Raw genomic sequence first — 11,667 nt, 5'->3', positions numbered from 1 at the left:
TCCAACCCAGCGCACGTTATGAAGACAGACCATGCTCGGCCCAAAAGCCAAGACCAAAACCGGCAGCCCATAAAAAAGCCCCCAAGGCCTACACCTCAGGGGCTTTCAGAAAAACACCTCAAACCTTAATGATGCTCCCGCGTCGCACGGAATTTCACATCCGGCCAGCGCTCTTCCATCAACGCCAGATTCACCCGCGTCGGCGCTAGGTAAGTCAGGTGACCACCGCCATCCAGCGCAAGGTTCTCCACCGCCTTGTTGGAAAACTCCTCAAGCTTCTTCTTGTCGTCGCACTCGATCCAGCGCGCCGAATACACGGTGATCGGCTCATACGAGCACTCGACTTTGTATTCCTCTTTCAAGCGGCTGGCGACCACATCGAACTGCAGCACACCGACGGCGCCGAGAATGATGTCGTTGCTGCGCTCGGGGAAGAACACCTGCGTCGCGCCCTCTTCCGCCAACTGCTGCAAGCCCTGACGCAACTGCTTGGATTTCAGCGGATCACGCAGACGCACGCGACGGAACAGTTCCGGGGCGAAGTGCGGAATACCGGTGAAACCGAGGACTTCGCCTTCGCTGAAGGTGTCGCCGATCTGGATCGTACCGTGGTTGTGCAGACCGATGATGTCGCCGGCGTAGGCCTCTTCCAGTTGCTCACGCTCGGAGGAGAAGAACGTCAGAGCGTCGCCGATGCGCACGTCCTTGCCGGTACGCACGTGGCGCATCTTCATGCCTTTTTCGTACTTGCCGGAGCAGATACGCATGAAGGCGATGCGGTCGCGGTGTTTCGGGTCCATGTTCGCCTGGATCTTGAAGATGAAGCCCGAGAACTTCTCTTCGACCGGCTCGACAGTACGCTCGTTGGCCACACGGGCCAGCGGACGCGGCGCCCAATCGACGACAGCATCGAGCACGTGGTCGACACCAAAATTGCCCAGCGCCGTACCGAAGAACACCGGGGTCAACTGGCCGTCGAGGAATTCCTGCTGGTTGAATTCGTGACAGGCGCCCTGCACCAGTTCCAGCTGTTCGATGAAGCGCTCGTACTCATCGCCCAAGTGCGCGCGCGCCTCGTCGGAGTCGAGTTTCTCGATGATCTTGGTTTCGGTGCGCTCGTGACCGTGACCGGCGGTGTAGACGATGATGTAGTCGTCGGCCAGGTGATACACGCCCTTGAAATCGCGGTAGCAACCGATCGGCCAGGTGATCGGCGCAGCCTTGATCTTCAGAACGGCTTCGATCTCGTCGAGCAGTTCGATCGGGTCGCGGATGTCACGGTCGAGTTTGTTGATGAAGCTGACGATCGGCGTGTCACGCAGACGGCAGACGTCCATCAGCGCAATGGTCCGTGGCTCTACACCCTTACCGCCGTCGAGCACCATCAAGGCCGAGTCCACCGCTGTCAGGGTGCGGTAGGTGTCTTCGGAGAAGTCTTCGTGGCCCGGGGTGTCGAGCAGGTTGATCATGTGTTCGCGATAGGGGAACTACATGACCGACGTGGTAATGGAAATACCCCGCTGTTTCTCCATCTCCATCCAGTCGGATGTCGCATGGCGATCGGATTTACGGGATTTCACCGTACCGGCCACTGCAATCGCCTTGCCCATCAACAGGAGCTTTTCGGTGATCGTGGTTTTACCGGCATCGGGGTGGGAAATAATGGCGAAAGTGCGGCGTTTCGCGACTTCGGCGGCCTGTTGGGTCATGGGAAATCGCCTGGCGGTGATTCAAAAAAGGGCCGCGATTATAGCCCAACTCGCTGCAATAACCGAACCGTTGAGCACATTAAGGGTGGCCAAATGCTGCCTCAGATGGGAACCTTTTAAAGCACGGAGACGTCCATCCCCTGTTACGAACTTTCGTCAGGGGCTGAAAAATCAGCAAGTTAGCCTGACGAGGCTGCGCTCATGGCTCGCTTTCAGACCGCTTTGCCGGCTCTGAAAAACGGCTACTTTTCGCGAACGACGCTCCCGGCAGCCAAGGCTTGGCATGCCACACGGGACTGCGCTCGCCGACTACAAAAAAAGGAGTCCGCCTGTGGCTATCCGCTATGGCAAAGGGCTGATGGGAGGTGCGGTGGTGATCGCGCTCCTGGCCCTGCTGGTCCACTGGATCGGCATCAACACGATCGAACACTACCGCGACGATTTGTTGTTTTACCTGCAAGCTCATCTGATTCTCGTCCTCGCCTCCATGCTGGCCGCCCTTGTCGTGGGCATCCCCGCCGGTATCTTCCTCAGCCGCCCGAGCATGGTCGGCCGCGCCGAACGCTTCATGCAGATCTTCAATATCGGCAACACCGTGCCACCGCTGGCCGTGCTCGCGATTGCGCTGGGCATCCTCGGCATCGGCAGTGGCCCGGCGATCTTCGCCCTGTTCCTCGCCTCGCTGTTGCCGATCGTGCGCAACACCTATGAAGGCCTGAAAAATGTGCAGGGCTCGCTGAAGGAAGCCGCTGTCGGCATCGGCATGACCCCGCGCCAAGTGCTGTGGAAAGTCGAATTGCCCAACGCCGTGCCGATCATCGTCGGTGGCGTGCGGGTCGCACTGGCGATCAACGTCGGTACCGCGCCGCTGGCGTTCCTGATCGGCGCCAACAGCCTCGGCAGCCTGATCTTCCCCGGCATCGCCCTGAACAATCAGCCGCAACTGCTGCTCGGCGCCGCGTGCACCGCGCTGTTGGCGCTGTTGCTCGATGGCGTGGTCACCCTCGCCAGCCGCCTATGGCTGGAACGCGGTCTGCGCCCGTCTTAAGGCTTTGCGAAGGAATATTTATGAAACGACTTAGCTTGATCTTAGGCTGCGTCCTGCTGTTCGCAGGAATCGCGCAAGCCGCTGAAAAACCGGTCATCCGCCTCGGCGCCCGGGTCTTCACAGAGCAGACCCTGCTTGCCGAAATCACCGCGCAATACCTGCGCAGCAAAGGCTACGACGCGCAGATCACCGGCGGTCTGGGCAGCAACCTCGCCCGCAGCGCCCACGAAAGCGGCCAATTGGACCTGCTCTGGGAATACACCGGCGTGTCGCTGGTGGCCTACAACCATGTCACCGAGAAACTCGACAGCGCGCAGTCCTACGCCCGGGTCAAAGAACTCGACGCGAAAAAAGGCCTGGTCTGGCTGACGCCGTCGAAATTCAGCAACACCTATGCCCTTGCCCTGCCGAAAAAAGTCGCCGAGCAATACCCGCAGATCGGCAATATCAGCCAGCTCAACGAAGTGCTGCGCGCCGAGGCCAAAACCAACCACCTGGTGGCGCTGGATACCGAGTTCGCCAACCGCTCCGACGGTCTCGACGGCATGGTCAAGCTCTACGACATGAACCTGACCCGCAAGAACATCCGCCAGATGGACGCCGGCCTGGTCTACACCGCGCTACGCAACGGTCAGGTGTTTGCCGGCCTGGTCTACACCACCGATGGCCGTCTCAACGCCTTCGGCCTGAAATTGCTGGAAGACGACAAGCATTACTTCCCCGACTACACCGCCGCTCCCGTGGTGCGTCAGGCCACGCTGGACGCCAACCCGAAACTGGCCGAACAACTCAAGCCGCTGGCCGAACTGTTCGACGACGAAACCATGCGCCAGCTCAACGCGCGGGTCGACGTCGACCACGAGAGCCCATCGTCCGTTGCCGCCGATTTCCTGCGCCAGCACCCACTGAATTAAGAGAGGAGAAGTCATGGAATTTCTGAACGCCTTTTCCCATCTCGACTGGCAGCAGGTGATGCACCTGACCTGGCAGCACATCACTCTGGTCGGCATCGCCGTGACCCTGGCGATCGTCATCGGCGTGCCGCTGGGCATCCTGATGACGCGTTTTCCCACCCTCGCCGGCCCGCTGCAGGCCAGCGCCACGGTGCTGCTGACCGTGCCGTCGATTGCCCTGTTCGGTCTGCTGCTGCCGTTCTACTCCAAGTTCGGCCAGGGCCTGGGGCCGCTGCCGGCGATCACTGCCGTGTTCCTCTATTCGCTGCTGCCGATCATGCGCAACACCTACCTCGCCCTGACCGGCGTCGAGCCGGGCATCCGCGAAGCTGCGCGCGGCATCGGCATGACCTTCGGCCAGCGCCTGCGCATGGTCGAACTGCCGATTGCGGTGCCGGTGATCCTCGCTGGCGTGCGCACCGCCGTGGTGATGAACATCGGCGTGATGACCATTGCCGCGACCATCGGCGCCGGCGGCCTCGGTGTGTTGATCCTCGCCTCCATCAGCCGCAGTGACATGTCGATGCTTATCGTCGGCGCGCTGCTGGTCAGTCTTCTGGCGATTTTCGCCGACCTCGTTTTGCAGTGGCTGCAACGCTCGCTGACTCCAAAAGGACTCCTAAAATGATCGAACTTCAAAACCTCAGCAAAACTTTCCAAAGCAACGGCAAAGATGTCAAAGCCGTGGACTCGGTGAGCCTGACCGTCAATGAAGGCGAGATCTGCGTGTTCCTCGGGCCATCGGGTTGCGGCAAAAGCACCACGCTGAAAATGATCAACCGCCTGATCAAACCGACCTCGGGCAAGATCCTCATCAACGGCGAAGACACCACCGATCTCGACGAGGTGACCCTGCGCCGCAACATCGGCTACGTGATCCAGCAGATCGGCCTGTTCCCGAACATGACCATCGAAGAGAACATCGTCGTGGTGCCGAAACTGCTCGGCTGGGACAAACAGAAATGCCACGACCGCGCCCGCGAACTGATGAGCATGATCAAGCTCGAGCCCAAGCAGTATCTGCATCGCTACCCGCGTGAATTGTCCGGTGGTCAGCAACAGCGTATCGGCGTGATTCGTGCGCTTGCAGCTGACGCCCCGCTGCTGTTGATGGACGAGCCGTTTGGGGCGGTCGACCCAATCAACCGCGAGATGATCCAGAACGAATTCTTCGAAATGCAGCGCGCGCTGAACAAGACCGTGATCATGGTCAGCCACGACATCGACGAAGCGATCAAGCTGGGCGACAAGATCGCCATTTTCCGCGCCGGCAAACTGCTGCAGATCGACCACCCGGACACCCTGCTGGCGCATCCGGCGGATGATTTCGTCAGCAACTTCGTCGGCCAGGACAGCACGCTCAAACGCCTGCTGTTGGTGAAGGCCGAAGACGCGGCGGACAACGCGCCGTCGGTCAGCCCGGAAACCCCGGTGGCCGATGCGCTGGAATTGATGGACGAGCACGACCGTCGCTACGTCGTGGTCACCTGCGCCGAGAACAAGGCGCTGGGTTACGTGCGCCGTCGCGACCTGCATCGCCAGACCGGCACCTGCGCGCAATTCCTGCGTGAGTTCAACGCCACCGCAGCGTACGACGAGCACCTGCGCATCCTGTTGTCGCGCATGTACGAGTTCAACCGCGCCTGGCTGCCGGTGATGGATGCCGAACGGGTATTCCTCGGTGAGGTGACGCAGGAATCGATCGCGGCATACCTCAGCTCGGGACGTTCGCGGGGAATGAAGACCAATATCGTCTCGCCGGCTGAAGTCGTCGTCGCCTGATTAATCGGTAAAACACAAAACCCTGTGGGAGCGAGCCTGCTCGCGAAAGCGCAATATCAGTCGACGCTGATGGCGGCTGTGAAAATGCCTTCGCGAGCAGGCTCGCTCCCACAGGATCTACGCAATTTTGTTGATCTTCACTGGGTGACAAAGAATCTCAACAGCCTCTCCTGCAAGAGCGTCGTCAATTCAGCTCCTTCAAGGTCCAAATCCCGCTTCAAAACCCTCTCTCGACGCCAACGTCGCCGATGTTGCCGCTATCACACTTACCTGCGATCTAGCCGACAAAAGCCACGAACGTGCAGATATGTTTAACACTCGAAAATTCACCGGGAACATCTGCCCGTCATCTCGGTCGGGTAGAAGGAGTGATGAACGCGACGCACGTCAGAAGCGTGCAAAAACGCGACATTTTTAGTTGATCTCGCGCCCCTCACGCCCTAAAGTTCGCGCCGAACGTCCATGCTGGAAACGATCCATCCGGCTCAAGTACTGACGACGAGACAGCGAGGCCAAGGGACAGCTGCACATCCCCAGGCCTTTTTGCTTTCGGCGACATGCCTTGGGAAGTAGGCGAACCAAAGTGGGGATACGGAGGGCGTTCATGCACCCATTGTTTTTACGAGTTTGCCCATAGGAGCACCCAGCATGTCGATCCAGGTCGAAGACTATTTCGCGCGCGCTACATTCGACAAAATGAAGGCGTTCGCCGACAAACAGGAAACCCCGTTCGTGGTGATCGACACCGCGATGATCGCCCAGGCCTACGACGACCTGCGCGCCGGTTTCGAATTCGCCAAGGTCTACTACGCGGTCAAGGCCAATCCGGCCGTCGAGATCATCGACCTGCTCAAAGACAAGGGCTCGAGCTTCGACATCGCCTCGATCTACGAGCTGGACAAGGTCATGGATCGCGGCGTCAGCCCGGACCGTATCAGCTACGGCAACACCATCAAGAAATCCAAGGACATCCGCTACTTCTACGAGAAGGGCGTGCGTCTGTTCTCCACCGACTCCGAAGCCGACCTGCGCAACATCGCCAAGGCTGCACCAGGTTCGAAAGTCTATGTGCGCATCCTCACTGAAGGTTCGACCACGGCTGACTGGCCACTGTCGCGCAAGTTCGGCTGCCAGACCGACATGGCCATGGACCTGCTGATCCTCGCTCGCGACCTCGGCCTGGTGCCGTACGGCATCTCCTTCCACGTTGGTTCGCAGCAGCGCGACATCAGCGTCTGGGACGCGGCGATCGCCAAGGTCAAAGTGATCTTTGAGCGCCTGAAAGAAGAAGACGGCATTCACCTGAAGCTGATCAACATGGGCGGCGGCTTCCCGGCCAACTACATCACCCGCACCAACAGCCTGGAAACCTACGCCGAAGAGATCATCCGCTTCCTGAAAGAAGACTTCGGTGATGACCTGCCGGAAATCATTCTGGAGCCGGGCCGTTCGCTGATTGCCAACGCCGGTATTCTGGTCAGCGAAGTGGTGCTGGTTGCACGCAAGTCGCGCACTGCCGTCGAGCGCTGGGTGTATACCGATGTGGGCAAGTTCTCCGGCCTGATCGAAACCATGGACGAAGCGATCAAGTTCCCGATCTGGACCGAGAAGAAAGGCGAGATGGAAGAAGTCGTCATCGCTGGCCCGACCTGCGACAGCGCCGACATCATGTACGAGAACTACAAGTATGGCTTGCCGCTGAACCTGGCGATTGGTGATCGTCTGTACTGGTTGTCGACCGGTGCGTACACCACCAGCTACAGCGCGGTCGAGTTCAATGGCTTCCCGCCGCTGAAGTCGTTTTACGTTTAAGAGGCCGCGGCAAGTTTCGAGCTGCTAGTGCTAGCTGCAAGAGAAAAGCCCATGACGTGTCATGGGCTTTTTTGTGATCCAGGAGGTCCCTTGTGGGAGCGAGCCTGCTCGCGAAAGCGGTGAGTCAGTACAGATGTGGGTGACTGACACGACGAATTCGCGAGCAGGCTCGCTCCCACAGGGTTATGCGGTGCGGGTCAGTTCATCTGCACGCCGCTGGTATCGAGTTGCCAAAGCCTGAATCCGCAGATCTGTCGCATCAGCCAGCGTCTGACTCGCCACCCGCAGGAAATTCAGATTGCCGGCGGCCAAGGCTTTCTCCAGCCACTCGACCGCTTCATCAACCCGTCCCTCCGCCGCCAACACCGCTGCATAACTGAACTGCCCACGAAAATCCCCACCCTCGGCCGAACGCCGATACCAGTCACGCGCCGCCAGCGGATCCGCCTGACACACCTGCCCTTCCTCCAGATAGCGCCCCAGCAGATTCATCGATTTCGCGTGACCCAACTCAGCCGCGCGCCGGTACAACGCCAGCGCATGCTGATGATCAACCTTCACCCCGCGCCCGGTGGCCAGCAGATTGGCCAGGTTGTACATCGCCCAGTCCAGCGCCGCCTCGGCAGCGATTCGATAATGCTGCGCCGCGACCGAGGCATCCGCCGCACAACCCCAACCATGCTCATGACAACGCCCGAGCATGTTGCGCGCCATCAGATGTCCACGCCCGGCGGCGATGCCGAACCAGCGCAATGCAAGCGGTTGATCCTGCGCGATGCCCTGACCGTCCAGCAGGATCTGCCCAAGCAGCGCCTGCGCTTCAACCTCGCCCTCGCCTGCCGCCAGCAAGATCGCCTGCGCAGCGCGGGCGGGACTTTCGCCGAGCATGGCGCGCAGCTGTTCACCGTTGAGAACTTCCTCGCGGCGCAAGTGGAAACTCATACCTCGACCCAGCGCCGCAGCAGGTTGTGATAAGTGCCAGTGAGGCGGATCAGCGAAGGGTGATCGGGAACGTCCTGGGTCAGTTGCTGAATCGCCCCGTCCATTTCAAACAGCAGCGCGCGCTGGCTGTCTTCGCGCACCAGGCTCTGCGTCCAGAAAAACGAGGCATAACGCGCACCACGGGTGACCGCATTGACCTTGTGCAAACTGGTGCCCGGATACAACACCATGTCGCCGGCTGGCAGCTTCACGCGCTGAGTGCCGTAGGTGTCCTGAATCTCCAGTTCGCCGCCGTCGTAATCTTCCGGCTCGCTGAAAAACAGCGTCGCCGACAAATCGGTGCGCACCCGCTCGATGCTGCCCTTGGGCTGGCGCACGGCATTGTCGATGTGGAAATCGAAACTGCCGCCGGCCGTGTAGCAGTTCACTAACGGCGGGAAGACTTTGTGCGGCAGTGCGGCAGACATGAACAGCGGATTTTTCCACAACCGCTCAAGCATCGCCGCGCCGATTTCCTTCGCCAGCGGGTGGCCTTCGGGCAGTTGCAGATTGTGCTTGGCCTTGGCCGACTGGAAGCCGGCGGTGATCTTGCCATCGGCCCAATCCGCTTGCTCCAGGGCCTGGCGGATGCGCTGCACTTCGTCTTTTGCGAACAGCCCGGGAATGTGCAGCAGCATGGCGATGTCACCTGATGGCAAGAAGGAGGCAATGGTATTGATTCTTATTGACTGTGTAAAACCCCCGAGACGGATGAACAAGCAGAAACCGTAAGGGCAAATTGTAAAGAATGTAAATTCAATGCGAATAACAATGTTTCGCAATTGATACGAATACCTGTTTACCCTATATTCCGCCGCCTCAAATCCTTGGGGAGGGGAATAAAAATGGCACGTCAACACGCACAACTACCGGTCAGTTCACCACGTCTGCTCGCCTCGGCAATCGGTGTCGCAATCACCGCCGGCTCGGCTGGGCAGATGGTCTTCGCGGCGGAAAAAACCGAGAGCAAAACTTCCGGCAACGCCATTGCCCTGGATGCCACCGCCATCACCGGCGAAGCCCAGGACTCGACCTCCTATCAGGTCGAAAAAGCCTCCTCGCCCAAGTACACCGCACCGCTGGTCGACACCCCGCGCTCGGTCACCGTCATCCCGCAACAAGTGCTCAAGGACACCGGCGCGCTGAATATGCAGGACGCGCTGCGCACCGTGCCGGGCATCACCTTCGGCGCCGGTGAAGGCGGCAACCCGCAGGGCGACCGTCCGTTCATTCGCGGCTTCGACGCCCAGGGCGACACCTATCTGGACGGCGTGCGCGACACCGGTTCGCAGAGCCGTGAAATCTTCGCTGTGGAAAACATCGAAGTCAGCAAAGGTCCGAACTCGGCGATCGGCGGTCGTGGCGCGGCCGGCGGCAGCATCAACCTGGTGAGCAAGAAAGCGCATCTGGGCAACTCGTTCGACGGCGGCTTCACCTATGGCTCCGACCAGACCCAGCGCTACACCCTCGACGGCAACTACCAGTTCAGCGACAGCGCTGCCGGCCGTCTCAACCTGATGAGCCACGAGAGCAACGTCGCCGGTCGCGACAAGGTCGATTACGACCGCTGGGGCATCGCGCCGTCGCTGGCCTTCGGCCTGGGCACCGATACCCGTGTAAACCTCGACTACTACCATCTGGAAAGCAACGACACCCCGGACTCGGGCATCCCGTACACCATCCCAACCGGTGGTTCGGCCGCACGCACCAAGTCCAACCCGGACAAGCCGTACGCCGGTGGCGATCACGACAACTTTTACGGTCTGGATCGCGACTTCCGCAAGGGCCGCACCGACACCGCGACCTTCGCCATCGAGCACGACCTCAATGATGCGCTGACCATCAAGAACACCCTGCGCCACGGCAGCAGCATGCAGGATTACATCCTCACCCAGCCGGACGACAGCAAGGGCAACGTCAACAACGGCAGCGTCTGGCGTCGGGCCAACACGCGGGTGAGCAACACCGAAACCACCACCAACCAGACCGACCTGTTCGGCACCTTCTACGTGGCCGGTTTCAAGAACAGCTTCTCCACCGGTGTCGAATACACCCGTGAGCAGAGCGAGAAATCCTCGTACAACGTCAACACCGACACTACGCCGCGTACGACCAATGTGCCTTCCAGCAGTAACTGCACACCGGCGATGATTGGCGCCTCGAGCAATTACAACTGCACCTCGCTGTCGAACCCGAACCCGAACGATCCGTGGAACGGTGCGATCTCGCGCAACTACGCCGGCACCGACACCCAGGCGGACACCTACGCGCTGTACGTATTCGACACGCTGGAGTTGTCCGAGCAGTGGCTGGTGAACATGGGCCTGCGCTACGACCACTTCGACACCGACTACAAAACCTACAACGCAGCAGGCACCACCACCTCGAAGGGCGATGACACCAGCGAATTCGTCACCGGCCAGTTCGGCGTGGTCTACAAGCCGGCGGAAAACGGCAGCATCTACGCCTCTTATGCAACCTCGGCGACACCGCCGGGCAACACCCTGGGCGAAGGTCAGGAAGGCAACCCGCTGGGCGGCACGCCGGATCGCAGCGGCAACCTGCTGAGCAGCGACATGGAGCCGGAAACCACCAAGAACTACGAGATCGGCACCAAGTGGGATCTGCTCAATGATCGCCTGTCGCTGACCGCCGACATCTTCCGCACCGAGAAGGAAAACGCTCGCGTGCAGGTCGACACCAGCTCCTACGAGAACGCCGGCAAGACCCGCGTACAAGGCTTCGAACTGTCGGCCAGCGGCAAGATCACCGACAAGTGGCAGGTGTTCGCCGGTTACGCCTTCATGGACAGCGAACAGGTTGATGGTGGCCCGCTGGGTCGCGCCAACGACGGCAACGATCTGCCGAACACACCGAAAAACAGCGCCAGCCTGTGGACCACGTATCAGGTCACGCCAAAGCTGACGATCGGTGGTGGCGCGTTCTACGTCGATGACGTCTACGGCAGTGTCGCCAACACGACGATGGTCGATTCGTACGTGCGTTACGACGCGATGGCGGCCTACAAGCTGACCAAGAACGTCGACCTGCAACTCAACGTGCAGAACCTGACCGACGAAACCTATTACGACAAAGCCTTCTCGACCCACTTCGCCAATCAGGCGGCGGGACGCACGGCGCTGTTGAGCACCAACTTCCACTTCTGACCGATGTGAATAACTGTGGGAGCGAGCCTGCTCGCGAAGGCAATCTTTCAGCAACATTGATGCTGACTGACACACCGCTTTCGCGAGCAGGCTCTCTCCCACAGAGAATGTGCCGCGAGGCTCGGCCCCGTTCATTCAGTTGAACGGGGCTTTCGTGTGTTACGCAAAACGCTTCTTGATAACCCACGGCATAATGCGCGCCGTGATGACAATTT

Annotated in this window: 8 protein-coding genes and 1 pseudogene; 6 read left to right on the top strand and 3 right to left on the bottom strand. The window is 60.0% G+C overall.

The window, feature by feature from the left end; all coding sequences use genetic code 11:
* Nucleotides 1–125 precede the first annotated feature (125 nt).
* A pseudogene (locus tag BXA01_RS20285) lies at nucleotides 126–1,709 on the bottom strand (peptide chain release factor 3).
* 358 nt (nucleotides 1,710–2,067) lie between these two features.
* On the opposite strand from BXA01_RS20285, the gene BXA01_RS20280 reads away from it, so the two are divergent.
* The 5 genes from BXA01_RS20280 (at nucleotide 2,068) to BXA01_RS20260 (ending at nucleotide 7,304) form a co-directional block, all read left to right on the top strand.
* Nucleotides 2,068–2,757, top strand: a complete 690-nt coding sequence (locus BXA01_RS20280) for an ABC transporter permease (protein ID WP_166554532.1) — start codon at nucleotides 2,068–2,070, stop codon at nucleotides 2,755–2,757.
* 20 nt (nucleotides 2,758–2,777) lie between these two features.
* The gene (locus tag BXA01_RS20275) at nucleotides 2,778–3,671 is read left to right on the top strand and encodes a glycine betaine ABC transporter substrate-binding protein (RefSeq protein ID WP_016771730.1); all 894 of its coding nucleotides are present in this window, start codon (nucleotides 2,778–2,780) and stop codon (nucleotides 3,669–3,671) included.
* 13 nt (nucleotides 3,672–3,684) lie between these two features.
* Nucleotides 3,685–4,338, top strand: coding sequence for an ABC transporter permease (locus BXA01_RS20270; protein ID WP_024011588.1), 654 nt, complete (start codon nucleotides 3,685–3,687; stop codon nucleotides 4,336–4,338).
* Entirely contained in the window at nucleotides 4,335–5,492 is a 1,158-nt protein-coding gene (locus BXA01_RS20265) for an osmoprotectant ABC transporter ATP-binding protein OsmV (protein ID WP_076565815.1), read from the top strand. The genes BXA01_RS20270 and BXA01_RS20265 overlap by 4 nt, the downstream gene beginning before the upstream one ends.
* A gap of 648 nt (nucleotides 5,493–6,140) precedes the next feature.
* The gene (locus tag BXA01_RS20260; RefSeq protein ID WP_016771733.1) at nucleotides 6,141–7,304 is read left to right on the top strand and encodes a type III PLP-dependent enzyme; all 1,164 of its coding nucleotides are present in this window, start codon (nucleotides 6,141–6,143) and stop codon (nucleotides 7,302–7,304) included.
* A gap of 183 nt (nucleotides 7,305–7,487) precedes the next feature.
* Here BXA01_RS20260 and BXA01_RS20255 read toward each other — a convergent pair whose 3' ends face one another.
* On the bottom strand, nucleotides 7,488–8,246 hold the full coding sequence (locus BXA01_RS20255; protein WP_076565813.1) for a tetratricopeptide repeat protein: 759 nt from the start codon (nucleotides 8,244–8,246) through the stop codon (nucleotides 7,488–7,490).
* Nucleotides 8,243–8,923 carry a Fe2+-dependent dioxygenase gene (locus tag BXA01_RS20250; RefSeq protein ID WP_024011586.1) on the bottom strand — a complete coding sequence of 227 codons (681 nt, stop codon included), beginning with the start codon at nucleotides 8,921–8,923 and terminating at the stop codon, nucleotides 8,243–8,245. Before BXA01_RS20250 ends, BXA01_RS20255 begins: the two co-directional genes overlap by 4 nt.
* A 207-nt stretch (nucleotides 8,924–9,130) precedes the next feature.
* On the opposite strand from BXA01_RS20250, the gene BXA01_RS20245 reads away from it, so the two are divergent.
* The gene (locus BXA01_RS20245; protein WP_076565811.1) at nucleotides 9,131–11,452 is read left to right on the top strand and encodes a TonB-dependent receptor; all 2,322 of its coding nucleotides are present in this window, start codon (nucleotides 9,131–9,133) and stop codon (nucleotides 11,450–11,452) included.
* The last annotated feature ends 215 nt before the right edge of the window (nucleotides 11,453–11,667 follow it).

It is taken from the genome of Pseudomonas sp. B10, from assembly GCF_900156235.1.
In the GTDB taxonomy this organism is placed as follows: Bacteria; Pseudomonadota; Gammaproteobacteria; order Pseudomonadales; family Pseudomonadaceae; genus Aquipseudomonas; species Aquipseudomonas siliginis.
The sequence above is the reverse complement of the archived record's forward strand: the minus strand, read 5'-3'. Positions and strand labels throughout refer to the sequence as shown.

Excerpts from the sequence above, each read along its gene's own strand:
- BXA01_RS20280 (WP_166554532.1), top strand. The coding sequence starts at position 2,068 with ATGGGAGGTGCGGTGGTGATCGCGCTCCTGGCCCTGCTGGTCCACTGG.
- BXA01_RS20275 (WP_016771730.1), top strand. The coding sequence starts at position 2,778 with ATGAAACGACTTAGCTTGATCTTAGGCTGCGTCCTGCTGTTCGCAGGA.
- BXA01_RS20270 (WP_024011588.1), top strand. The coding sequence starts at position 3,685 with ATGGAATTTCTGAACGCCTTTTCCCATCTCGACTGGCAGCAGGTGATG.
- BXA01_RS20265 (WP_076565815.1), top strand. The coding sequence starts at position 4,335 with ATGATCGAACTTCAAAACCTCAGCAAAACTTTCCAAAGCAACGGCAAA.
- BXA01_RS20260 (WP_016771733.1), top strand. The coding sequence starts at position 6,141 with ATGTCGATCCAGGTCGAAGACTATTTCGCGCGCGCTACATTCGACAAA.
- BXA01_RS20255 (WP_076565813.1), bottom strand. The coding sequence starts at position 8,246 with ATGAGTTTCCACTTGCGCCGCGAGGAAGTTCTCAACGGTGAACAGCTG.
- BXA01_RS20250 (WP_024011586.1), bottom strand. The coding sequence starts at position 8,923 with ATGCTGCTGCACATTCCCGGGCTGTTCGCAAAAGACGAAGTGCAGCGC.
- BXA01_RS20245 (WP_076565811.1), top strand. The coding sequence starts at position 9,131 with ATGGCACGTCAACACGCACAACTACCGGTCAGTTCACCACGTCTGCTC.